Annotated in this window: 20 protein-coding genes and 1 pseudogene; 8 read left to right on the plus strand and 13 right to left on the minus strand. The window is 58.6% G+C overall.

Annotation, left to right across the window (positions count from 1 at the left end; genetic code table 11):
• Positions 1–67: 67 nt before the first annotated feature.
• The 5 genes and pseudogenes from ACYHH6_RS28820 to ACYHH6_RS28840 form a co-directional block, all read right to left on the minus strand.
• Positions 68–199: pseudogene (locus ACYHH6_RS28820) on the minus strand (aldo/keto reductase); the annotation flags it as partial.
• 258 nt (positions 200–457) lie between these two features.
• Positions 458–1882: an aldehyde dehydrogenase family protein gene (locus ACYHH6_RS28825; protein ID WP_352583389.1), complete on the minus strand. Its 1425-nt coding sequence runs from the start codon at positions 1880–1882 to the stop codon at positions 458–460.
• 40 nt (positions 1883–1922) lie between these two features.
• The gene (speB, locus tag ACYHH6_RS28830) at positions 1923–2963 is read right to left on the minus strand and encodes an agmatinase (protein ID WP_352583387.1); all 1041 of its coding nucleotides are present in this window, start codon (positions 2961–2963) and stop codon (positions 1923–1925) included.
• 157 nt (positions 2964–3120) lie between these two features.
• The gene (locus tag ACYHH6_RS28835; protein ID WP_352583385.1) at positions 3121–5151 is read right to left on the minus strand and encodes an ABC transporter permease; all 2031 of its coding nucleotides are present in this window, start codon (positions 5149–5151) and stop codon (positions 3121–3123) included.
• Positions 5130–6089: an ABC transporter substrate-binding protein gene (locus tag ACYHH6_RS28840; RefSeq protein ID WP_352583383.1), complete on the minus strand. Its 960-nt coding sequence runs from the start codon at positions 6087–6089 to the stop codon at positions 5130–5132. Before ACYHH6_RS28840 ends, ACYHH6_RS28835 begins: the two co-directional genes overlap by 22 nt.
• A gap of 156 nt (positions 6090–6245) precedes the next feature.
• On the opposite strand from ACYHH6_RS28840, the gene ACYHH6_RS28845 reads away from it, so the two are divergent.
• The 7 genes from ACYHH6_RS28845 (at position 6246) to ACYHH6_RS28875 (ending at position 13363) form a co-directional block, all read left to right on the plus strand.
• Complete coding sequence (locus tag ACYHH6_RS28845; protein ID WP_352583381.1) at positions 6246–6968, plus strand: GntR family transcriptional regulator; 723 nt, start codon at positions 6246–6248, stop codon at positions 6966–6968.
• Complete coding sequence (locus ACYHH6_RS28850; RefSeq protein ID WP_352583379.1) at positions 6952–7716, plus strand: SDR family NAD(P)-dependent oxidoreductase; 765 nt, start codon at positions 6952–6954, stop codon at positions 7714–7716. The genes ACYHH6_RS28845 and ACYHH6_RS28850 overlap by 17 nt, the downstream gene beginning before the upstream one ends.
• An 18-nt stretch (positions 7717–7734) precedes the next feature.
• Positions 7735–8748, plus strand: coding sequence for an ATP-binding cassette domain-containing protein (locus tag ACYHH6_RS28855; RefSeq protein WP_352583377.1), 1014 nt, complete (start codon positions 7735–7737; stop codon positions 8746–8748).
• 35 nt (positions 8749–8783) lie between these two features.
• The gene (locus ACYHH6_RS28860; protein WP_352583375.1) at positions 8784–11204 is read left to right on the plus strand and encodes an aminotransferase class III-fold pyridoxal phosphate-dependent enzyme; all 2421 of its coding nucleotides are present in this window, start codon (positions 8784–8786) and stop codon (positions 11202–11204) included.
• Between the two features lie 19 nt (positions 11205–11223).
• The gene (locus ACYHH6_RS28865; protein ID WP_352583373.1) at positions 11224–12246 is read left to right on the plus strand and encodes a histone deacetylase family protein; all 1023 of its coding nucleotides are present in this window, start codon (positions 11224–11226) and stop codon (positions 12244–12246) included.
• A gap of 173 nt (positions 12247–12419) precedes the next feature.
• Positions 12420–12914, plus strand: a complete 495-nt coding sequence (locus ACYHH6_RS28870; RefSeq protein WP_352583371.1) for a VOC family protein — start codon at positions 12420–12422, stop codon at positions 12912–12914.
• Positions 12915–12997: 83 nt separating this feature from the next.
• The gene (locus ACYHH6_RS28875) at positions 12998–13363 is read left to right on the plus strand and encodes a hypothetical protein (protein WP_352583370.1); all 366 of its coding nucleotides are present in this window, start codon (positions 12998–13000) and stop codon (positions 13361–13363) included.
• Between the two features lie 110 nt (positions 13364–13473).
• Here ACYHH6_RS28875 and ACYHH6_RS28880 read toward each other — a convergent pair whose 3' ends face one another.
• The 6 genes from ACYHH6_RS28880 to ACYHH6_RS28905 form a co-directional block, all read right to left on the minus strand.
• On the minus strand, positions 13474–14451 hold the full coding sequence (locus ACYHH6_RS28880; RefSeq protein WP_352583368.1) for a 2-dehydropantoate 2-reductase: 978 nt from the start codon (positions 14449–14451) through the stop codon (positions 13474–13476).
• 95 nt (positions 14452–14546) lie between these two features.
• Positions 14547–16130 carry a gamma-glutamyltransferase gene (gene ggt, locus ACYHH6_RS28885; protein WP_352583366.1) on the minus strand — a complete coding sequence of 528 codons (1584 nt, stop codon included), beginning with the start codon at positions 16128–16130 and terminating at the stop codon, positions 14547–14549.
• 201 nt (positions 16131–16331) lie between these two features.
• Positions 16332–17840: an acyl--CoA ligase gene (locus ACYHH6_RS28890; protein WP_352583364.1), complete on the minus strand. Its 1509-nt coding sequence runs from the start codon at positions 17838–17840 to the stop codon at positions 16332–16334.
• A gap of 11 nt (positions 17841–17851) precedes the next feature.
• Positions 17852–18646 (minus strand): amino acid ABC transporter ATP-binding protein, encoded by a 795-nt coding sequence (locus ACYHH6_RS28895; protein WP_352583362.1) that lies wholly within the window; start codon positions 18644–18646, stop codon positions 17852–17854.
• Positions 18643–19422, minus strand: coding sequence for an amino acid ABC transporter permease (locus ACYHH6_RS28900; RefSeq protein WP_352583360.1), 780 nt, complete (start codon positions 19420–19422; stop codon positions 18643–18645). The genes ACYHH6_RS28895 and ACYHH6_RS28900 overlap by 4 nt, the downstream gene beginning before the upstream one ends.
• Positions 19423–19431: 9 nt before the next feature.
• Positions 19432–20241 carry an ABC transporter substrate-binding protein gene (locus tag ACYHH6_RS28905; RefSeq protein WP_352583358.1) on the minus strand — a complete coding sequence of 270 codons (810 nt, stop codon included), beginning with the start codon at positions 20239–20241 and terminating at the stop codon, positions 19432–19434.
• A 170-nt stretch (positions 20242–20411) separates the two neighbouring features.
• Between ACYHH6_RS28905 and ACYHH6_RS28910 the strand changes: the two genes are divergently transcribed.
• Positions 20412–21083, plus strand: a complete 672-nt coding sequence (locus ACYHH6_RS28910) for a FadR/GntR family transcriptional regulator (protein ID WP_352583356.1) — start codon at positions 20412–20414, stop codon at positions 21081–21083.
• Between the two features lie 614 nt (positions 21084–21697).
• On the opposite strand, the gene ACYHH6_RS28915 is transcribed toward ACYHH6_RS28910, so the two are convergent.
• Positions 21698–22138 (minus strand): hypothetical protein, encoded by a 441-nt coding sequence (locus ACYHH6_RS28915; RefSeq protein ID WP_352583355.1) that lies wholly within the window; start codon positions 22136–22138, stop codon positions 21698–21700.
• Between the two features lie 148 nt (positions 22139–22286).
• The gene (locus ACYHH6_RS28920) at positions 22287–22883 is read right to left on the minus strand and encodes a hypothetical protein (RefSeq protein ID WP_352583354.1); all 597 of its coding nucleotides are present in this window, start codon (positions 22881–22883) and stop codon (positions 22287–22289) included.
• Positions 22884–22890: the final 7 nt, after the last annotated feature.

A 22890-nucleotide genomic window follows, 5' to 3' on the forward strand; every position in this document is an offset into this window, starting at 1 on the left:
AGAATGCCGGGACAGAAAAGACCCGGCGCCAGGGGGCAGGCTGCCGATTTCCTGCAGCTTCCGCCGCTTCCCACTGTTCCTCGGTGCGCGGACCGGCGATGGTCGTCGTGATAGGCCGGTTGTTGAGCACCCGGGCCAGCGCGAAATCGGCCGCCGAGACGCCGCGCGATTTTGCGTGCGCCGCGATCTGCCTGGCGACGATCCGGCACCTGAACTTCGGCCCGACACGCCCGCAGATACTCGCAAGTGGTATTGCGGGACAGGCCGGCCCCGCGACCAATCTCCCGAATCGATAAATGCTTTCAAAAATGACCGCGTCCGATTTACGCTTAATAACGCCATGTCGGTCCCTCCAAAGTCCCTGCTAAAGTGCAAGGGGTGGTTCAAACATGATCGATTTTCGGTGAAAATATCTTGTGTTTTCCGGTCATTCCACGTTGGCAATCAACACTTTAGGCTACGCAGGTCTGTGAATTGCTTTTACTTCCTGAAAATCTTCAAGACCAAACTTGCCGCCCTCGCGGCCATTGCCGGACCGCTTGTAGCCCCCGAATGGGCTTCCGTAGCGGTGCGGCGCCCCGTTGATATGCACCATGCCAGCCCGCAGGCGCGCTGCCACCCTTTCAGCTCTCTTAAGATCACCGGTCTGCACATAGGCTGCGAGGCCGTACGCCGTGTCATTCGCTATGGCTATGGCTTCCTCTTCGGTGTCAAACGGAATGATGGCAAGAACCGGCCCGAAAACCTCTTCCCTTGCGATGCGCATCCCGTTCTCGACGTCGACGAAGATAGTTGGTTTCACGAAGTAACCAGCTTCGAAGCCTTCCGGTTTGCCCGGGCCGCCAACGATCAATTTCGCTCCTTCGTCGATCGCAGCGTTGAGCAAGGTTTGGACACGGTCGAACTGAACGGCGCTCACCAGAGGCCCAATATGCGCCCCTTCCTTCATGGGATCCCCAACTTCGGCGGCCATGCCGGCGCGACGCGCTATCTCGATTGACCTTTGATAGACAGAGCGCTGCACGAGAAGGCGCGTCGGAGCATCGCAGGACTGGCCGGAATTATTAAAGCAGTCAGCGACACTGGCGGAAATGCGCTCTTCGAGATCCGCATCTTCGAAAACGATGTTAGGGGACTTGCCACCAAGCTCCAGGGTTACCCTTTTGACAGTGTCCGCAGCATCCTTGCTGACTGCGATCCCTGCTCTGGTAGAGCCTGTGAAGGACATCATGTCGACGTCCTTGTGCTTCGAAAGCGCCGCGCCGCAATCGGCGCCGCCATTGACCAAATTGAAGACACCGGCGGGAAAGCCTGCCTCATCAATCATCTCAGCATACAACATCGCGTTGAGAGGCGTGAATTCGCTGGGCTTCAGGATGCAGGTGCACCCTGTCGCGAGGGCCGGCACCACCTTCAATGCGATCTGATTGATCGGCCAATTCCATGGCGTAATCAGACCACAGACGCCGATAGGTTCGCGCAGAACGATATCGCCATTGGGCAGCGCTTCGCGAACTTTCAGATCGCGCAGCGCATCGATGAACCCCCGCAGATGGCCAACACCGACATCGGCCTGCTGCTCGCGGCTCATGGTGATTGGGGCGCCAAGCTCCAACGTGATGGTTTCAGCCATCTCGTCGTAGCGACGTTTGTAGATGGCCAGAAATCGTTCGAGCAACCGGAGGCGCTCTTCAAGAGTAGTTCGGCTATAGGACGCGAAAGCATTCTTTGCTGCCTCGACAGCCTTGGCGATATCCTTTTCAGAACCCATGGAAATGACGGCAATCGGCTTTTCGGTTGCAGGGTTCAGGACTTCCAGATCCAGCGCCGCGATTGGGGACACCCACTCGCCATCGATATAGAACTTCCGCTTATCGAGCATGACAACGCTCTCCCCAATTCGAAAAAGGCTCACAGCCGACTCATGCGAGCGAAGGGCTAAAAGTCAGCAGGCTCAGAATTTCAAAGAGCACCTGAGCCCCGACCTGCGCTGTGTTGGTTGTCGCGTCGTATTGCGGGACCACTTCGACCACGTCTGCGCCGACAAGATTGACGCCCTTCAGTCCCCTGATGAGCTCCAATACCTCGCGCGTCGTGAGCCCGCCAATCTCTGGAGTGCCTGTCCCCGGTGCGAAGGCCGGATCGACGCTGTCGACATCAAAAGAAAGATAGGTCGGGCCGTCGCCGACAATCTCCCTCGCCTTGCGGATCACGGCTTCGATTCCAAGGCCCGAAATTTCTTCGGCGTGGATGACCGTCATGCCGGACGCATAGGAGAATTCCCACAAATATTCCGAGGGGCCGCGAATTCCGATCTGGATTGTCCGGGCGGGATCGAGCACGCCGTCCAGGACCGCGTTACGCATCGGCCCACCGTGATGGAACTTGGTCTGATCGAAGGGGCCGCCAGTGTCGCAATGCGCATCGATATGAATCAACCCAACCGGGCGATCGCGGCCGACGGCCCTGAGGATAGGATGAGTGATCGAGTGATCGCCTCCAACCGAGACGGGAATTACGCCCGCAGCGACGACCGCCGCAATTGCCGCCTGGATATCATCGTGACTTTGCTCCAGGCGATAGCGGCTTTTGAAAGGAACGTCGCCTATGTCGGCGATCCTGAGATCGAACGCAGGAGCGCATTCGAGGACATGATTGTACGGCCCAATCCGCTCGATTGCCCGTATCGCACGTGGCCCGAAACGCGATCCGGGCCGGTTGCTTACACCAAGATCCATTGGCACGCCGACCACCGCCACCTGGAGATCGCCGAAGTCGGGCGCGTTAAAATCGATTGTCTTCAATGGCAGGCTGGCAAAGGTTGAGATGCCAGAATACGGCGCCAGACGGATTCCCCCACTAAATATCTTCTCACCAACCTTGCGGAATTTCGGATCATGAAACTCAAGACTGTCGGCGAACTTCGCCCGCAGCGCTGCAAGGCGCTCATTAAAGTCAACCATTGCGAAACCCTCTCCTTGTGTCGCTTTGTTCCCAGAAATCAAAAGACATGAAACTGGCCAACGGCCCGTCCCGCGACCCGGGCCCGGAATGACTTCAACGTGCCACCCTCAATGTTCATATTTCCGCAGCCGTAGCGGGCAGCCGGAGCATTGATGATCATGATGAAATAGCGCGAGGCGAGCCGGGGGCGTTCAATTTCTCCGCGACCGCGCCTACATAGCGGTCCAGGATGATTGCCAGTGCGGAAATCGCAAGGCCTGCAAGCAATCCTCTGCCGGCCTCGACGCGAGCGATGGCATCCACGGTCTCCAGTTCAAGCCCCTGTGAGCCAACAAGCGCCGTGATGACCACCATCCCAACACACATGAGGATCGTCTGGTTGAGACCCAGCATCAGACCAGGTCGGGCAAGAGGCAGACGAACCTTCCAGAACGTTTGAAGTGGGGTGGCCCCGAACGCCACCGCAGCTTCGATCGTCGTTGGATCGACATTGCGGATGGCATGGTCCGTGTATCGTACCGTCGTCGCCACGGAGTAGAGCGCGATGGCGATCACCGCGGTTGCATCTCCGGGACCCAGAAGCATGACAACGGGCACCAGGTATACGAAGGAAGGCAACGTCTGCAGGGTCGTGACGATAACCTCTGACACCGCGTGCACGCGGCGCGAAGATCCGGCCCATATTCCCAAGGGCGCTCCGACAAAAAGGGAGAGCAGCGTTCCGACCGTCACCAGATTGAAGGTGATCAGCAACTTGTCCCAATAGCCGATGGCAGCGATCAGGATGAGCGTGGCGCAAGACAGGACAGCAAGAAAAGGCCGCCGCAGCGCGAAGCCGAAACACAGCATGCAAGCCGCAATCGACGCCCAGCCGAGCTCTCTCAGTATCGTCAGCAAGGGCCGAATGACGCTGAGCGTGATGGTCAGCCGAGCGGCTTCGAAACCATCGCCCCAGTTGCCGTTCAGCCAAGTGATGACGCGTGACCAGAAATCAGCGGTCGAGATCGTCAACTCGGTGGGATATTGCGCCAGGGGTGCGATTGCAACTCCCGCGACTGTGGGAATGACCAGGATCCCGGCCAGGATCGCGAGGTGCTCCATCGGTCGCGGCCGAGACAGATGAGAAGGTCGTCGCACGGCGATCGAATGTCCGTAGCCGTAAAGCAGTACGGCCAGCAGTGTTATCGCAATCCCCGCCTCCAACCCGCGACCGATCTTGAGGGATTGGATCGCGCGAAGCACTTCCGCTCCCAGACCACCTGCGCCGATCATCGAAGCCAGAATGACCATAGCCAGAGCCATCATCACCAGTTGATTGACGCCCAGAAGGAGGTCGTCCCTCGCGCTTGGCAAAAGGATCTTCGATGTGCCCTGCCAGCGGGAGGCACCGGTCATGCTGGACAGTTCGAACGTATGGTCCGGCAACCGACGCAGGCCATACACCACCGCTCGCGCCATCGGCGGCAAAGCGAAGATCAGTGTTGCCACCAACGCCGCGACGGGACCGAACCCGAAGAGGATCAGGACTGGCACCAGATAGCTAAATGGCGGAATCGTTTGCATGACGTCGAAGACGGGGCTCAATACGGTTTCGAGCCAACGCCAACGAAACAGCATCACGCCAAGCACCAGGCCAAAGATCACGCCGACGACGATCGCAAACGCCACGGAAGCGAGCGTCAATGTCGCTTGAGCCCAAAGATTGAAAACAAGAAAGTACGCGAAAGTTGCAAACGCCAGGACAGCCAGGCGGCGCCCACCGGCGAGCCAACCCATGTAGGTTGCAGCAAGAACCACCGACACCCACGACAATGGCGGCAGAGTAACCGTTTCGGCTGCAGTGCGACCCGGAAAGGACCAGCCGGTGGTCAGAAGGTTCTGCAAGCCCCGCATCGGAAGGCCGACTGCCTCCCCACCCGCACGCGTCCAGACCCGGAGAGGCTCGCCAAAAATTTCGGATCGGCGAAGCAACTGGTTGAGCACATCGTTGGACATCTTAAGCAACGGCAGCAGCCATTGCTTCGGCCAGACGTACAACCCTTCGGGCAGCACCTCCCGCCCAACATAGGCAGCGACGAGCAAAATGAGGCCGAATGTCACCCACAAACGGCTGCTCAGCAGCCATTTGTGGTGGATGAGCGGCGCCACAGATGTCGCGCCGAAGGTTATTGAAGCCACGGTGACCACTTTTTCTCGTTGGTGGAAATCCACTCAGCCGCGGCAGCTTCGGGCGTAAGTCCGCCCTTATCCTGCTTGAGGATGCCCCAGGCAACATCGTCATTGGTCAGAACAAACTTCTTCAAGAGATCCGTTACATTGGGCTCGCGCTTGGCGAAATCATTGTTGATCAACTCGATGATATCTCCCGTGGGTAATGCGCAGTCGCCCACGAGATCGGGGTTGACGCCCCAGGCGGGATCGCTGCGGCACGCGTCCTCATAGGGCGGGAAATCGACAAAGGTGCCCACGCCGGAGCCGTACAGCCAGTGAGGCACGAAACCAAATCCGATGATCGGTTTTTTCCTTTCGATTGCGCCCTGCATCGTGGCGACCATGGCCGCCATGGTGCCCGGCAAGGTTATGTGGACATCAATGCCCAACGCCGCGATGCGGCGCTCGTCATCGGCGTCAAAGTCCGCCGGCGTTCCGAGATAATTGATCTTTCCGTCCGTCTCGGGGTTGGATAGCGCTTTGATGCATGCAGGATTCTTGAGCGCCTTCCAGTCCGGCAATCCCGGACATAGCTGAGCAACATAGTTTGGGTACCACCAGGTTTCCCTGATCTTGACGCCGACCGACCCCACCTTCGTCACAGAGCCCGACGCAAGCGCAGCTGCGATCAGTTCGGGAGAAGACGACCAGATTGCGGGACTGATCTCGAGATCGCCGAGCTCTATGGCCGTGAACTGCGCCGTGTAGTCGGTATGCACGTACTGAATGTTGTATCCGGCCTTCTTGAGCAAGGTCCCGAAGACGTTCGTAATGAAGTCCGCGTCGGGCGCACTAACGATCGCCAACCGCACCGGATCCTGGGACTCGGCAGCGGCGAGCGCCTCGCCGGAAGAAATGCACAGACTGGCGCAAAGCACAGACGCCAACGTGACTGATGAGAGTGGAAACCGCATGTCGAAACCCCCTTTCAGAATGACCTACCAGTCAAAGCTAGGGCGCAATTGTATCACATGTCAATCACAAAAATGAAAAAGGAGGTTGCATTGCGACGGCATCTCAGGTTGAATGAAGCATGGAATTGAATGTAAAATATCACAAACGAGTCACAAATGACAAAGAAGGATGAGCAGGGCACGACCGCTTCGGACCGCGTGTACAAGCTTGTCCGTCAGGATATCCTTGAGTGCCGGTGGCGGGCCGGACAGCGCCTGAAGATCCGCGATATCGCCGCCGAACTGGGCGTCAGCCCGATGCCGGTCCGTACGGCGTTCCGGCGCCTCGGCGAAGACGGCATTCTTATCATCGAGGAAAACCGGTCAGCGCGCGTCCCCTTCGTTTCGCGGCAGAGCTTTAACGAATACCTCGAGATCTCGGTGAGCCTCGAATGCCTGGCGCTAGAGAGGGCCGCCGCGCGCATATCGAGTGAAACGATCCAGGCGCTCCGAAGCGAAGCCGAGTGCATGCAGCGCGACATCGAGGCTGGCAACACTGTTGGCTACGCCCGTCGGTTCAACGGCCTTCTGATGAAGATCTATGTGCGAGGGGAATCTCAGGCGCTCATTGAGATGATCGAAAGCGTCTGGATCAAGACAGCTCCGCCGGCGCGCGAGGCCTTCGAGGAAAAGGGCATCATCACGCGACTGAATGCGGCCCTGGTTGCGATCATCGACGCCTTGGAGGCGACCGACGCGGCCAGTGCCATGGAAATTCTGACCTCCGCCCTGCAGTATGCCTGCAAAGGCGTGAACCTATTCCTTGAAATGGACCAAGATCAGAAACTGAGACCAAAAGCCAAAAAGAGGATCGAAGAACAATATGTCGAATCCAAGTGAAGCTCCGATCGCGCTGATCACAGGCGCGTCCCGCGGTATTGGGCGAGCGACTGCAGAGATGTTGCTTCGGGATGGCTACGATGTGCATGCCACGTACCTCAACGATGCAGCAGCGGCAGAGAGCCTTGTTTCGTATGGCGAAGAACTGGAGCGCAAAGTCACGCTTCACCATTTTGATGCCGGCGCGCGAGAGAGTCAGGACGAGTTGATGCGGCGTCTGCACGGTGTCCAACTTCGGGGCATCGTCCACAATGCGGGAATCGTCAAGTTCGAGCGCTTTACTGAATATGACATTTCGATCTGGGATCGCACCTTCGAAGTAAATCTGAATGCAGCGTTGCGGCTAACTCTTGGACTGCAGAAGCAGATTGTGTCGGGAGGATCGGTTGTTTTGGTCGCGTCCACCGACGCGTTCTTCGGCTCCTACGCAAGTATGGCTTACGCGGCGTCGAAGGCGGCGATGGTCAATCTGGCCAAGAGCCTCGCCTGCAATTTCGGCTCCCGAAACATCCGCGCCAACGCCGTCTCGCCGGGATGGATACAAACCGACATGACGACTGAGGCGTCCTCGGGATCAGCATCAGTCACACCTCTTGGGCGAGACGGGCGGCCGGACGAAGTCGCTGGCGTGGTCGCCTTCCTTCTGTCCGAGCGGGCCAGCTTTGTCTCGGGCACGAGCATCGCCGTCGATGGCGGCTATACCTCCTCTGACGCGATCATGTTGAACGAAGCCAGGGAACTGGGCTGAGGATTGTCGGGGATAGCCATGCTAAGCTGCAAGAACCTTTGGAAGATTTACGGACCGGCCAAGGCACATAGTATCGATCCCGAAGCGCCACTGAGTGAGAATATCTCCTCGGTGGAGCAGCGCGGCGGTTTCGTCGCGTTGGCCGGCATCGATCTCTCCGTGGCGAAGGGCGAGATCCTGGTCATCATGGGGCTTTCCGGATCCGGAAAGTCCACTCTGCTGAGATGCTTGACGCGCCTGGTGGAGCCGACGGCCGGAGAGTTGCGCTTCGAGGGTCAGGACTTGCGCGCCGTGCCTGAAAAGAGCCTGCAACTGCTGCGTCGTACGCACATGAGCATGGTGTTCCAGAATTTCGCGCTGCTTCCCCACCGTACCGTGGTCGGCAATGTGGAGTTGCCCCTGGAAATCCAAGGCGTGCGCGCAGCTGAGCGGAGGCAGAAGGCGCTCGATATGATTGGGCTCGTCGGGCTGTCCGGCAAAGAAGATCACTACCCGCACGAGCTCTCCGGAGGCCAACAGCAGCGCGTCGGCATTGCTCGCAGTCTGTCAACCAATCCTAGCCTTTGGCTGCTGGACGAGCCCTTTTCAGCGCTCGACCCACTCATTCGCGAAGAGATGCAGGACGAAATTCTCAGGCTACAGAAAACGCTGTCGAAGACTGCCGTGTTCGTGACCCATGACTTCAACGAGGCTGCTCGCGTTGGAGATCGCATCGCCCTTTTGCGCAAGGGCGAGCTCGTCCAGACCGGCAGCGCTGCGGAACTGATCCTGAATCCCGCGGATTCCTATGTGAGAGCATTCACCGCGAGCGCGGAACGCAGTCGAATACTGACGGCGGAAAATTTCATGCAGCGTGGAGAGCCGGGCGCATTCGACGTGCAACTCGAGGCTGAGGCGACACTTCGAAGAGTCGCGGAAACCTTCCAGGGCGGGGCCAGCGTGATCGCCTTCGGCAATTCCACCGGCAGAACGGTAGGGTTCATGAGACGCCAGGATCTGGGCGACGCGCTCACGTCTGCTATGACGGCGTAGTGGCAGGGCGTCGAAATCGAGGTACCAGTTCGACCATGCAAACGAAAATCACCGAGACTGAAGCGCGCTCGCTCCTGCGCAGCATCAAGGCGCCGCAACTGGACCTGAAGCCGGTCGCGGACCATGTGCTCGAACACTACGGGCTGGCAGGCGAATGGCATCAGCTGGGAGGGGAAAGAGAACAGAACTATCGTCTTGTCACTGCCGCCGGCGAGAGGTTTGTCGTCAAGATTGCATCTCTCGAAGAGGATGAGGAAGGTCTCATCTTTCAGGCGAAAGCACTTGAACATATCGAACAGGTAGACCCGGCGCTCCAGGTCCCACGGGTGCGCAGGACCCTTGCAGGTGACCTGCTTTCCAGCATCTCGGCTGGAGAGGGAAGAAGGTATGCTTTGCGGGTTCTCTCGTACGTCGCCGGCGAGACCGTCATGGATCTGTTGAGCCAGCGAGGCTTCAATCTGTCCACCGACGACCTTCTGCGCCTCGGTGCGGCGCAAGGCCGTCTGGCACGCGCGCTCCAGGGATTCAATCATCGCGGCGCCCTTCGACCGATGCCGTGGGACCTGGCAAATAGCCTGGTCCTTGGTGATTGGCTGCGGGACTATATCCCAGAAGAAATCCGCCCAGATGTCGACCGGGCATTGGAGCACCTCGCCGGATCAACCCTGGCAGCACTGCCGCGCCTCCGATCGCAGGTTATCTACAATGATTTCCACGAGAGCAACGTCCTGGTCCGGGCCGAGCCTTTGCTCGAAGTCGTGGGTGTTATCGACTTTGGCGACATGGTCTATGGGACGGTCGCGCAGGACCTCGCCGTTGCCGTGGCGTCTTTCATCCATTGGAGCCCGGAGCCTGTGGCGGCCGCGGCAGCCGTCGTACGCGGCTACCAAATCCATATGCCACTGGAGTCCGCCGATCTGGCGGTGCTCAAGGACCTGGTGCTGGCCCGGCTGATCCTGCAGGTCGGGCTCGTGCGCTACCAGGCTGTCGTCAACGGCCGGAACGACCAACACCTCGGTGAACTGCAACCCCTGTATTCGGCAGCCATATCACGTCTCGCCAACATCGACGACGACGCGTTCGTCGCCTCGATGACACCGTCCGTAGTGCCCACTCCGATCTCATCGCCCGTGGTGGAACAGACTGCGAACGATATCCAAGCCCTGGTGTCGCGCAGGGAATCCGTCCTGGGCAAAGCCTACACGTTCTACAACGAGCCGCTCGAACTCGTGCGCGGTCGCGGCACAAAACTCTTCGACGCTTCCGGGACGGAGTACCTGGATTGCTACAACAACGTCGCCAACGTGGGGCATTGCCACCCCTATGTGGTGCAGGCGCTCGCCCAGCAGGCGGCCACGCTCAACACCAACTCCCGCTATCTTCATAGCGAGATCCTGCGGCTGGGAGAGCGGCTGACTGCGACCCTCCCCGAAGGCCTGGATACCTGGATCTTTGTCTGCACCGGCTCGGAGGCCAACGACCTGGCGGTTCGCATTGCCCGGTCAGTTACCGGCAACGAAGGCGTGATCGTCACGGAGAACAGCTATCATGGCAACACATCGGTGGTCGCGCCGCTTTCGTTGCTGGAATACGACATCAAGGACAAGCCGAGTTGGGTCGAGGCGGTGCCGGCTCCTAATGTCTACCGGGGCATCCACCGAGGCGACCAGGCCGATTTAGCGGAACGATACTCTGATCACGTGACGGAAGCAGCGGCCCGCCTTGGAGCAAGGGGGCCCGGGGCTGCAGCCGTGCTGATCGACTCGATCTTTGACGGCAACGGCGCCCTGGTGCCGCCACAGGACTACATGCGCCTTGCCTTCGAGAAAGCGGGCCGCGCAGGGGCGTTGTGCATCGCCGACGAAGTTCAAATGGGCTTCGGAAGATCGGGCACGGACATGTGGGGCTTCGAGGCCTTCAATGTTCGTCCCGACATGGTCACCATGGGAAAGCCGATGGGCAACGGCCACCCTATCGCCGCGCTCGTGACGCGTCGCGAAATTGCCCTGGAGTTCCAGCGTCGCACTGGCTATTTCAACACGTTTGGCGGCAACACGGTCTCGACGGTTGTCGCCAACGCCACCTTGGACGTTCTGCAGGGCGAGAACCTGCAAGGCAACGCCGAGCGTGTCGGTGCGCATCTCAAGGCATCTCTCGACGGCTTGATCGGCACGCACGAGCTTGTCGGCCACATTCATGGGCGCGGCCTCTTCTACGGAGTCGAGCTTGTCGTCGATCGGACATCGCGCGCTCCCGCGAAACTCGCAGCCCGCTGGGTGCGTGAACGGATGAAGAGCCTCGGTGTCCTGGTTGCCTCGACAGGTCCCTTGGGAAACGTCATCAAGATAAGGCCGCCATTGGCCTTCAGCACCGCCGACGCCGACCGGTGCTTCGAAGCCCTTCACACCGCGCTGACAGAGGTGCCGCCCGATCTTCGGATCGCAAGTAGCGCCTGAGCCAACCGGGGATTAGCAGATGAAAATCTACAAATGCGATGCTCATCTGGAGCATCAATCGAAAGTCGAACTCACCCCTGGGAGGTTCATCCCGACGCTCGACGTGGCGGAGCGCACCAGCGTTGTTCTGGACGTCTTACGACAGGCTGGCCACACCGATGTCTTGGACTGTGCACCTGCATCGAAGGAAGATCTGCGCACCATTCATTCCGAAGACTACCTCGATTTCCTGGCCACGGCTTGGGATGAATGGTCGAGCTCATTCGGAACCGAACTCGACGGCGTCGGCTTCGTCTGGCCGCACCGCAACCGGCCAGCTCGATGCCCAAGCGCGATAGAAGGCAAGATCGCCTACTACATGTTCGACGGCGTAAGTACGATCACGCCGGCGATGTGGCCTGCAACCTTGTGCGCAGCAGGGGCGTCCCTTCAGGCTGCCAGGGACCTTCGCGTCTCTGGATTGCCGGGCCTGGTCCTGGCTCGTCCTCCGGGGCACCATGCCTGCTGGAACATGGGTGGTGGAACGAGTTACACCAACCATACCGCGCTGGCCGCACAGGAACTGACGCGAGATGGCGCTCGGGTCGCGATCCTGGACGTTGACGCTCACCATGGCAACGGGGCTCAAGACATCTTCTGGACCAGGTCCGATGTCCTTACCATCTCTCTCCACGCCGATCCTGCGGTGGACTATCCCTATTTCTCCGGCTACGCCGAGGAGATCGGCGCCGAGGCTGGAGAAGGCTTCAACTTGAACCTGCCACTGCAACCCGGCACCGATTGGTCGGGCTATAGCGAAGGTTTGACGACCGCACTCGAGAGGCTGCGCGATTATTCTCCTGACTATATGGTGGTGGCACTCGGCGTGGATACCTATGCCAACGATCCCGCGGGGCGTCTGGCCCTTGAGTTGGCTGATTTCAGCCGGATCGGAGAAACCGTTGCATCCCTGGGCTGCCCTCACATGTTTGTGCTCGAAGGGGGGTACTGCCTTGAAGCTATCGGTCCGTGTGTCCTGAATGTTGTCGCGCCGGGAGGTTAGCCGCACCTTTGCCTTGTGGGATGTTGTGATCGGTCTGGCCTGGGGACGGAGCTGAACTCAACAAGCGGGTGCCGCTGCGGTGACAGCAGAGGTTCATCGGCTGTCTGCGTCTGAAGGTCGACGTTGTCAATACTTCCTATCTTTGATTAGAGAAACTATTGGAGGAATTAGCTATGGAAAATCAAGACAGAGAAGAAGGTTTCGAGAGCCGAATGATGCGCTTGGTCAAAAAATGCCATCAGGAACAGAGGCTCATCATGAACCACGTCTGCATTCGGGTTGACGACATCCGTCGCACGGAAAGGTTGCTGACTGAGTCTTTTGGTATCGGCACAGGAGGGTTTACTCGTGTTGAAGGAGATCTATTCAAAGGTGAAGCTTTTGTCAGCGGCGCGTGGGTGAACGACAATTTCTATCTTGAACTAATGGAGCCGCTCGAAAAACAACGGCTGGGATACCATACCGGGTGCGGTGCGCCAATTGGGCACTTGAGTGAAATTGGCTTCCTCACCCCTAATATGGACGCAGAATTGGACCGGCTATCAAAACTCGGGTGGCAGGTGACTGACACGCTTTCATCTGAATTCTCTAGAGAAGTTAAGATGGACATGGAACCGTCCATTGGATTTCCGATAGAACTGATGGAAGTAAAAAGCAGAGAAAAATAACATATGCCAAATACTGTTTGATGTTATAATAATTTTTAATTTAACTTTATAGGAAACAACGGAAGGCAGAGGAATATACTATAATGGCTTACATCGAAATTTTCCCTAAATCCGCTGGAGCCCAGAAACAGTTGACCGATCGCTGCGCCTCAGTGATGGATATTCTTTATCAGGCGACAAACGAGGTTCTCAACGTTCCTGATCACGATATCATCGTCGAGCTAAATCAGTGTACAGCAATAGCATTTAATTCCTTGGCAGTGCACGCGGCCACCGTCCCAGATGTCGTAATAAAGATTTCAACTAGTGATCATGATTTTCAACCAAAGTTCCAATCTCTTTGTGATCATGTCCTGAGCAATTGGAACGCACAATTCGGAAGTGCGCTCAAGTTGGAAATCTGGATAAATGTGATTAATACGTGGAGTTGCAATATAGACTTCAACTAGGAAGAAGCAACGATCCGTGTGCGACATAGCCGGATCCGAACCTAATTGACCCTCATAAAGCCCACTCCCTAAGGGCGGTCTGGATGAAAATGGCCTGCAGGGGGTGGTCGTCAAAGACAGCCGGCGAGCTTCGCACGCTGCCGAATGAGCGCCTCGACGATATCGATCGTCGGGGTCGCCTGACCGGTGAGACGGCCTAGCTCCTGGACGGCCGACACCAGAGCATCGACCTCCATCGGCCGGCCCAGTTCCAGATCCTGCAGCATTGATGTCTTGTGCGCGCCGACCGCGGCCGCGCCGGCAATCCGTCGATCGACATCGACGCCGAAACTTGCCCCCAAAGCCTCGCCGATCGTTTGAGCTTCGACCATCATTGCGCGAATGATCGCCCGCGTGCCTGGATCGGCGCAGATTTCATCGAGCTTTCCGCCGGTCAGGGCGGAAACTGGATTGAGCGAGAGATTGCCCCACAGCTTCACCCAGATCTCATTGCGGATTTGCGGGCGAATAGGCGCCCTGAAACCCGCTGAGACGAGGAGCGCAGCCAGTTTGGCGATGCGTTCGGTCTTCTCGCCTGAAGGTTCGCCGATCGGCAGCCGATCGCCTTCGATGTGGCGGATGATGCCGGGGGCCTCGATTTCTGCGGCCGGATGCACGACACACCCGATCACACGCTGAGGCCCAATCGTGCCCCACAGCAGCCCCTTCGGATCGACGGCCTCGATACGGCGCCCCTCATGCACGCCGCCATGCTTATGAAAATACCACCAAGGAACGCCATTCTGCGCCGTGACGACCGCCGTTTCAGGCCCCAGAAGCGGCTTCAGGCTTTCAAGGATGCCTGGAAGCGAATGAGCCTTGAGCGCCAGGAATACGAAATCTTGCGGCCCGAGATCTGCCGGCTGATCCGTCACGCGCACCGTGACGGTGGTCTCACCCTCTTCAGACTTCAGTGTCAAACCCTTCTCGCGCATGATCGCAAGGTGCGCACCCCTGGCAACGAGGCTCACTTCGGCGCCGTCTTGCGCGGCGAGCCTGGCGCCGACGAGACCTCCGATCGCTCCCGCGCCGAAGACGCAGATCCGCATCAGCCGATCCCCCGTTGAACCGCCGAACCTTGCATCAGCATCCCATCCAGCTCTCGCGGCCGGACTGTCGGCATCGAGGGGCCGGTGTCGACGACCTAGTAGCCAAGGGCGCAACCATCCATACGCGCATCAGAACCCCCGATAAGCACACCTTCGGACCAGTCGATCTTTATCATTTGTCCGCCGCCGAGCGGTTCGGCTGGCTGGACCACCCGGTGGCCGAGCTTTCTTAGCCCCTCGACTGTATTGACCGGAACGCCACGCTCGACCTCAGTGTCACCCAGCGAATGGAAGACGCGGGGCTGGTCGATCGCCTCCTGCGGATCGAGCCCGAAGTCGACGATGCCGGTCAATACGTGTGTATGTCCAAATGGTTGATAGTCGCCACCCATGACCCCATAGCAAAGGAATGGTCGACCATCCTTCATGGCGAGCCCGGGCATGATCGTGTGGAGGGGGCGCTTGCCCGGCCCTATCGCGTTGGGATGGGTGGGATCGAGCGAAAAGCCCATGCCGCGATTTTGAAGCGTGATGCCATAGGTTGGCGAGACTCGGGTTGAGCCAAAGCCCCAATAGACAGAATTGATGAAGCTGACGCAGTTGCGATCACGGTCGACGACTGTCAGGTAGACAGTGTCTGATTTGCGCATCAGTGGCGGCGGCAGATGGTCTGCCACACGGTCGCGACGAATTTCATTTCGCAGGCGTGCGGCGTAATCCTTGGCCAGGATTTCATTCACTGGAAATGCGGCATGCCGCGTGTCGCAGATGAAAGCATCACGATCACGGTAGGCCAGCCTGCCGGCTTCGATTTCAAGATGGAGACGCTCGGCGCCCAAAGGCTCGAGCGCCGCGAGATCAAAACCCTCGAGGATGTTGAGCATGAGGAGCGCGGTGATGCCCTGGTTATTGGGCGGGATCTGGCAGACTTCCATGCCACGGTAATCCGTCCGGACCGGCTTGACATATTCGCCTGCGGCGATCTCGAAATCGTCAAGGGTGTGATAGCCGCCCAGGCTGCGCAGATAGCTCACGATATCCTGAGCCACTGGCCCCTTGTAGAATCCATCTCTGCCTTTGGCAGCGATCAGGCTGAGCGCGTCGGCCAGGCCTGGGTTGCGAAATACCTCCCCTGCCCGAGCGGCCCGGCCACGCGGAAGAAAAACGCGGGTCGCATTGGGGTCGCGCCGCAACCGCGGTTCCTCCAAAGCCCAATCTTCCGCCACCCGCGGATGAACCGGAAATCCATCCCGCGCAAAGGCAATTGCAGGAGCAAGAAGCTCACCGATCTCCTTGCGTCCATGATCGGCCACGAGCTGGGTCCACGCATCAATCGCGCCCGGAATAGTGACGGCATGCGGGCTCAAATCCTCAAGTTGGCCCTGGCCGACGGCGAGTTCGTCAGTTGGAAGCCTGGAAGGTGCTCGCCCGGAGCCATTATAGGCAACAATCTGATCGGTGCCATTCTTGGCCATGATGACAAAGCAGTCGCCGCCGATTCCGGTTTGCTGGGGTTCGATGACGGCAAGCACCGCGGCCGCGGCGACTGCCGCATCGATTGCCGCGCCTCCGTTTTGCAGCACCTCAATGGCCACCCGAGCCGCATGGGGGTTGTGAGTGGCCGCCATGCCGTTCATGGCCATGGCCGGAGAGCGGCCAGGAAGTTGGAAGTCGCGCATAGTGTTCTCCTATCGGCAACGTCGGGAATGAACACGGCAAGCCCAAAGCCGCGCCGTCATTCCAATTTGCTTGTCAGTTACGATTGAAAGATGTCGCGGCGGCCCACGGCTTCGCGTCTTTTGGCCTCGAACTCGCTTTCCTGAAGCGAGGGAGCGAGCCTTCGCAATCACTTCTGGCGCGTGAGCCTCTGCTGGCCATGCCTATGCCAGCCCAAGTTTTGCCGCGAGGCCAATGCGCTGCATCTTTCCCGTGGCGCCTTTGGGAATTTCGGGCACAAATACCACACGTCTTGGCACTTTGAAGTCGGCAAGCCGACCAGCAGCGAACTCGCGGATATCTCGCTCGCCGGCCTTGGCGCCCTCCCTCAGGACAATGACCGCTGCGATGTCCTCGCCAAGCTTGTCATGCGGTATGGCGAAGGTCACCGCCTGATGGACAGCCGGATGGGCCATCAGGACTTCATCGACCTCGAGCGGGGCAATTTTTTCGCCACCGCGGTTGATGATCTCTTTGAGCCGACCGGTAAGGCGAAGAAAACCGTCATCGTCCATCACACCCTGATCGCCGGTGCGAAACCACCCATGAGTAAACGCCTCAGAGTTGGCCTTTGGGTTATTCTCGTAACCTCGCGTGACGTTCGCGCCGCGTGTGATAATTTCTCCTACCTCTCGGGAAGGAAGCAATCTTCCGTCTTCGGACATGATTGCAACCTCGGGTCCCGCGGCGAGGCCGACACTTCCCGGCTTGCGCTGGCCTGGCGGCAACTGATTGGACGTCATCTGATGAGCGTTCTCAGTCATCGAGTATGCTTCGATCACCGGACACCCAAAAACCCGTTCCATTTCGGCGAAGACGGGCGCTGGCAAAGATGCCGAGCTCGAACGGATGAACCGCAAAGGATTGGCTGCAATAGTTTCCGCATTGCCGCTGCTGCGGGCGAGGATCGCCTGATGCATCGTAGGCACAGCCGTATACCAGGTCGGTCTAGCCTCGTTCATCCAGCCGAAGAACTTCAGGGCGTTGAAGCCGGGCGTGCAGAAAACACTGCCGCCGGCCGACAGGCTTGCCAGCACGGCCGCAACCAGACCGTGAATATGGAAGAGCGGCATAATGTTGAGGCAACGGTCCGACGGCCCAAGGTTGAGCGTCCGTACGATATTTGCCCCTGAAGTCAGGAGGTTGGTGTGACTAAGCGGCACTATTTTAGGCCTGGAGGTCGTACCCGAAGTATGCAGGACCAGCGCGACATCCTCAGAATCTGCCAGTCCCGGCGTGGTGGCCGCCGACGACATGCCCGACAGATCGAAGAGCCCCGCTGGACCGTCTTCTCGTGCATGCAGGTGGATTGTCGGTATCCCGACGCGCGCGGCTGCAGCGAGCGCCGGACTTGTGCTCCCGGCTGCGACGAGAAGTGCCTTCGCCTTGAGATCGTCCAGATAAAAGACGAACTCGTCTTCTCGGTAGGCTGGATTGAGTGGAGCGGTCGTACAGGCGGTTGCGCAGGAGAGAAAGGCGGCGACCATCTCGGGGCCGTTGTCGAGAACGATGGCGAGTTTGTCACCCCTCCCAATGCCAAGATTGTTGAGAGATCTGACCGTCCGGTCGACAAGAGCCAGCAGTTCTCCCAAGGTGATATCCGGGCGAGCTGGAGCTCCAATTGCTCGAGCCCCCAAGGGCCCGGAACTTAGAATATCGCGGATCGTATTCATGCGTACCGCTCTCACTCTTTCCTGCTAATGACCCGGGACAAAAACGCCGCGGTTCTTTCATGGGCGGGCGCGGTGAAGAATTGCTCCGGAGGAGCGTCCTCTATTATCCGGCCGCCATGCATCATGATGACGCGGTTTGCCACCTCGCGCGCGAAGCCCATCTCGTGGCTCACCACAATCATGGTCATGCCCTCGCGGGCGAGTTCCTTCATGACGTCCAGGACTTCGCCAATCATCTCAGGGTCGAGCGCACTGGTCGGCTCGTCGAACAGCATGAGCGCAGGACGCATGGCCAGAGCACGGGCAATGGCCACACGCTGCTGCTGACCACCAGAGAGTTGCGCGGGATAGGTATTCTCTTTATCGGCCAGGCCCACGCGAGCGAGCAGTGTGCGGCCGGTTCGGAGCGCTTCCTCACGCGGAATCTTGCGCACGTGAATCGGCGCTTCGATGATGTTTTCGAGAGCCGTCAGGTGCGGAAATAGATTAAACAGCTGGAAGACCATTCCAATCTCGCAGCGCTGGCGGGCAATGTTCCGCTCGCTGTCTTCCACAAGTTGGCCGTCGCGTTCGCGGTAGCCGATCAAATGGCCGTTGACCTCAATCCGACCTTTCTGGATCCTCTCGAGATGATTGATGCAGCGTATGAACGTGGTCTTGCCCGACCCCGACGCACCAACGATGACGACCACCTCTCCCTTGCGAACGGTAAGATCGATTCCCTTGAGGACCTGAAGGTCACCGAAGCGCTTTTCCACGCCGCGCGCGGTGACAACCGCAGGCTCATCCGCCCGATCACCACTCATCGCCGCTCTCCAGTCTGGCCAAATCCGAACAGGCGCCGGTACCCCTTTGAGCCGAGTTTGCGGGAAGCTGCCGCAGCAGGATCGCCATACCGCGACTCGAGCCGCTGCTGTACGAAGCCCCAGAGCGTTGTGAGCGTCAGGTAGTAGCAGGCGACCACCATATACAGCTCAAAAACACGAAAGGTTACGGACGTAACCATCTGCGTTGCGAGCAGAAGTTCGGGAACGCCAATCACGCTTAGCAGTGTCGTGTTTTTCAGCATGCTATTAAACTCGTTGCCAAGCGGCGGCACAACCACGCGCGCCGCTTGCGGCAGTATGATGCGCCGCATGTAGAGGCCGTATGTCATTCCCAGGGACTTTGACGCTTCCGTCTGGCCTATGGCGACGGAATTGATCCCCGCCCGAATGATCTCCGCCATGTAGGCCGCTTCGTTCAGCGTCAACGCAAGAATTCCTGCCTGCATATTGCCGGGAAGGACGGCGAAACCGAGATTGATATCCTCGAAACGGAAAATGTTCGCGGCCGCCAACCCGGTGTAAATGAAGACGATCTGCACCAACAATGGCGTGCCGCGAAAACCCCACACGAAGATTCGCGCGGACACTTGCAGTATGTGATGCTTCGAGATCCGGGCCAAGGCTATGAAAAGCCCGAGAAGGGTTCCGAAGCCTTGGGAGATCACGCTGATGCTCAAGGTCAGCCAGAGACCGTGCAAATAGACCGAACTTGGCCGGAACAGGTATTCCCAAAAAACGCCCCATTCGAAATTCATGGGGACCGCCTATTCGATGGCGTCTCCTTCGAGCCCCCACTTCGCGAGTAACTTCTTGTAGGTGCCGTCGGCCCTCATCGAATCGAAGGCCTTCTGAACGGCATCATGCATCTCGGCCTCACCTTTGCGGGTGGCGATCCCGGTCTTGATCTTGGCGAACGGCTCACCGCCTATGTCGAAAATATGGCCCGCCTTCTGTAGGAAAAAAGCAGCTGTTTCGAGGGTGGTTCCGTATGCATCGACCTGACCAATTTGCAGCGCCTGGCGAGCATCGGAATCCTTCGGGAAGACCGTGACCGTTACTTCAGGTTTTCCAGCTTCCTTGAATTTCTTGTTCTGCTCGTCCAGCAGGCTCTGGATCGTCGTGCCATTGTCCACCGCGGCCTTGAGGCCGGAAAGATCCTCAAGCCCTTTGACATTCTTCGGGTTTCCCTTCGCCACCAAGAGCGACTGGCTCGAATACATGTAGTTCGTGAAATCCACGACTTCGCGGCGCTGCGCTTTGTCGAAAAGCTGCGACAGAATGGCATCGCACTGCTTGGCCAGGAGAGCCGGAATGATGGCACTGAACGCAGTTTCCTTCCACTCGACCTTCACCCCCATCCGCTTCCCGATCTCGGTGCCGATATCGACATCCATGCCACCTAGAACCTGATTTTCGTCATAGAAGCCGAGCGGCGGATTTCCGAATTCCGCGCAATACGTGATCTTGCCTGCCTTTGCGATATCTGCCGGCGGCGTCACTTCCGATGCATGGGCAAGGCCAACCGCAAAGACGAGCGCGATGGCACAACCGGCAGTTTTGGAAACACGAGACATTTGACAACCTTCCCCTTAATTTATCGGCCCAACAATTTGGACCATTGCGTATTGGTCTATATCCCGATAGTGTTCTGTTACAATTTTTGTTATCTATTCCCCAACGTATGGGCCCTGTCAACTCACTGGGTACCGGCCCACCAAAATAAACCAATATGGAATGGTCTAAAATGAAGAGAGCCGACTACGCTCACCAGAAGCTTGACGAAATGCTGCGGGAAAATCGCTTCCAGCCGCAGAGTCGGCTGCCGCCGGAACGAGATCTGGCCCGTCAGCTCGCCGTCAGTCGTATGGGACTGCGAGTGGCGCTTGACCGGCTCGAGGCGGAAGGACGAATTTGGCGTCATGTCGGTCAAGGTACTTTTGTTGGTCCGCGTCCCGAAAAAGCACCAAAACAACTGTCGTTCGTTACCGCAAACACGAGCCCGGCCGAGGCGCTGGAGGCACGACTGGCAATCGAACCTCAGATTGCCCGAATGGCGGCTCTGCGCGCGAGCGAACTTCAGATCTCTGATATGTTCGGACTTGTTCAGAAGGGAAGGGCCTCTGGAGACCCCGCTGCGTGGGAGTCCTGGGACGGACAGTTTCACCGGGCGCTGTGTCTGGTCACAGGCAATCGGCTCCTGCTTTCCATCTTCGACAGCTTCAACGCTATAAGACGGCAAAGGACATGGAGCCAGCTTCGTCAGGCGGTACTCACGCCGGAGCGACGGGAGCATTACGCGCAGCAGCACAGGAATATTCTGGATGCGATCACTGCGCGCGACCCCATGCAAGCCGAACTCGCCATGCGCTCGCATATTGAAGACGTCGCACGCAGCCTGCTCGACCCCCGCAGGTAAGCGAATAAGCAGGTTCACACCTGCATCCCCTGGTGCGCCGCGGACGCGCATCGATAGATATCCTCGAGGGGTGATATACGAAGTGGTGTTGGGCAAGGCGTCAAACGCTGACGTCTTTCACTGCTAGACTTCAGCCGTTGCAGCTGGCGTAAATGCCAACTTTCGCCAATTCCGATCGCGCGGGAATGGGCGGCACGGCCAACCATTTGCCGACAGTCAGGCCTGGCAGGTCATATAGTAAACCAGCGCGACAAGTGGCGCTGTACGGCTGGTGACGCGGAAGCCGCTGCTTGGCGAACCTGTTGGCGAACCTCGTGGCGAACCTGTCAATAAGTCATTGATAAATAACGATAATGGTGGGCCCGGAGGACGTAGTAAGGACGTTGATTTTATTGAGTTTTTCGTGGGCCAAAATCAGAAATCTTCCCGTATCGTTCCGCATCGTTCCGTGGCGCATACAGAGCTAACTTCGTTTGTTCGGAGCCGTGCTCCAGGGGACGGCGAGCGTTTCTGCCGTGAACAGACTTCCCATCCCGCTATATTGGACGGCAAGCTGGCTTCTTCTGGCATAGGCGCGGCGCTGATGAACTTGTTCAGCGAAGTCCTCCCGGAGTTTAGCGCACGGACGCTAGCTCCGCGCGGCAGGCCTCTGCAAACACGCGCAGAATGTCATGGGCGGCCACGCGCGAGTTCCGGGCCGCCAAGGCGGACGAAGTCGTCTCGTATGTCGTGACGACGTGTTCAAGAACTGCCTCGGCAGCCCCGATGGTTCCTGGCATGGCAAATAGGCGAAGCTTGCTAATGGCGGTGTACATCGGGACCAACTTGGATGGGTCATCCAAGCGTTCCTGGACCACTCCGTCAGCATAGGCCCTCGATGCTTGGTCGATGAACTCGCCGAACAGCCGCTCGCGACGCGAAGCCTCCTGCTCGAGCCGCTGCACACGATTCTGACGATGCTGGGTGAGCCAGCTCGTGGCGACGGATGACAAGGCGCCAATGGCGGAACCGGCCAGTGCGGAGACGGCGGTGATGGTTGCTGGATCCATAGTCATGCGACTCTTCTTGAAGTTTCCGGTTGGGCGCCGGCCTGGCGGAGGAGTTGATCCTTACCGAGCCGAAGCTCTCCCTTGCGGTAGCGGAAAAGGCGGTGAGGTCGGCTGCTTTGCTTCCCGGCCTCAGAGCTCGGTGTCATGTTGCTCATCAAGCCAGTGTGAAACTTCGAAGAAACTGCTCGCCACCCAGCACGATGAAGGACAAAACGGTCATCAGCAGGCCGCGGTGGAAGCGCGCCTGCTTGATGGTCCGGACACGCGAGGTCTTCAGCAATTCGGTGGCCAGCACTGAGGTCCAATCGGACTTCAACGCCTGGTGGACCAGGGCCCGGACATCAGGGAAGGAGCTGGGTTCGACATAGTAGACCGGCGCAACGGCGGAAGCCCCGGACACCTTGCCATTAAATTCCTTTTCCGCGCGCATGCGGCTCGGATAAAGAACGTGGCCGAACTGCATGATCGGCATGATCACGATCCCCCAAACGACCGCATAAAACAGCGGCCCGATTGGCGCATGGATCGGCAAGAGATCGCCGAATCGCAGCACCAGGTTGAGGGCAAGGATGTAGCCCACGCCGACGATCTGGGCCCGCGTGTCGTACGAGCGTGCCGCCGATTGCGCTTCCTGCAGCGCTGAGAGCAGCATCTTGTCGGCATATTCGCGGGCGGTCTCACCTGATCCGGCGTACATCGTGGCATCCGATCCGAAGTAGCGATGAAGGAGAGAGGACGACGTTTTCAGCATACCGATC

This window comes from Mesorhizobium sp. P171375, assembly GCF_057786075.1.

Coding starts and splice junctions, on each gene's coding strand:
- ACYHH6_RS28825 (WP_352583389.1), bottom strand. CDS start 1,882: ATGCTCGATAAGCGGAAGTTCTATATCGATGGCGAGTGGGTGTCCCCA.
- speB (WP_352583387.1), bottom strand. CDS start 2,963: ATGGTTGACTTTAATGAGCGCCTTGCAGCGCTGCGGGCGAAGTTCGCC.
- ACYHH6_RS28840 (WP_352583383.1), bottom strand. CDS start 6,089: ATGCGGTTTCCACTCTCATCAGTCACGTTGGCGTCTGTGCTTTGCGCC.
- ACYHH6_RS28845 (WP_352583381.1), top strand. CDS start 6,246: ATGACAAAGAAGGATGAGCAGGGCACGACCGCTTCGGACCGCGTGTAC.
- ACYHH6_RS28850 (WP_352583379.1), top strand. CDS start 6,952: ATGTCGAATCCAAGTGAAGCTCCGATCGCGCTGATCACAGGCGCGTCC.
- ACYHH6_RS28855 (WP_352583377.1), top strand. CDS start 7,735: ATGCTAAGCTGCAAGAACCTTTGGAAGATTTACGGACCGGCCAAGGCA.
- ACYHH6_RS28860 (WP_352583375.1), top strand. CDS start 8,784: ATGCAAACGAAAATCACCGAGACTGAAGCGCGCTCGCTCCTGCGCAGC.
- ACYHH6_RS28865 (WP_352583373.1), top strand. CDS start 11,224: ATGAAAATCTACAAATGCGATGCTCATCTGGAGCATCAATCGAAAGTC.
- ACYHH6_RS28870 (WP_352583371.1), top strand. CDS start 12,420: ATGGAAAATCAAGACAGAGAAGAAGGTTTCGAGAGCCGAATGATGCGC.
- ACYHH6_RS28875 (WP_352583370.1), top strand. CDS start 12,998: ATGGCTTACATCGAAATTTTCCCTAAATCCGCTGGAGCCCAGAAACAG.
- ACYHH6_RS28880 (WP_352583368.1), bottom strand. CDS start 14,451: ATGCGGATCTGCGTCTTCGGCGCGGGAGCGATCGGAGGTCTCGTCGGC.
- ggt (WP_352583366.1), bottom strand. CDS start 16,130: ATGCGCGACTTCCAACTTCCTGGCCGCTCTCCGGCCATGGCCATGAAC.
- ACYHH6_RS28890 (WP_352583364.1), bottom strand. CDS start 17,840: ATGAATACGATCCGCGATATTCTAAGTTCCGGGCCCTTGGGGGCTCGA.
- ACYHH6_RS28895 (WP_352583362.1), bottom strand. CDS start 18,646: ATGAGTGGTGATCGGGCGGATGAGCCTGCGGTTGTCACCGCGCGCGGC.
- ACYHH6_RS28900 (WP_352583360.1), bottom strand. CDS start 19,422: ATGAATTTCGAATGGGGCGTTTTTTGGGAATACCTGTTCCGGCCAAGT.
- ACYHH6_RS28905 (WP_352583358.1), bottom strand. CDS start 20,241: ATGTCTCGTGTTTCCAAAACTGCCGGTTGTGCCATCGCGCTCGTCTTT.
- ACYHH6_RS28910 (WP_352583356.1), top strand. CDS start 20,412: ATGAAGAGAGCCGACTACGCTCACCAGAAGCTTGACGAAATGCTGCGG.
- ACYHH6_RS28915 (WP_352583355.1), bottom strand. CDS start 22,138: ATGACTATGGATCCAGCAACCATCACCGCCGTCTCCGCACTGGCCGGT.
- ACYHH6_RS28920 (WP_352583354.1), bottom strand. CDS start 22,883: ATGCTGAAAACGTCGTCCTCTCTCCTTCATCGCTACTTCGGATCGGAT.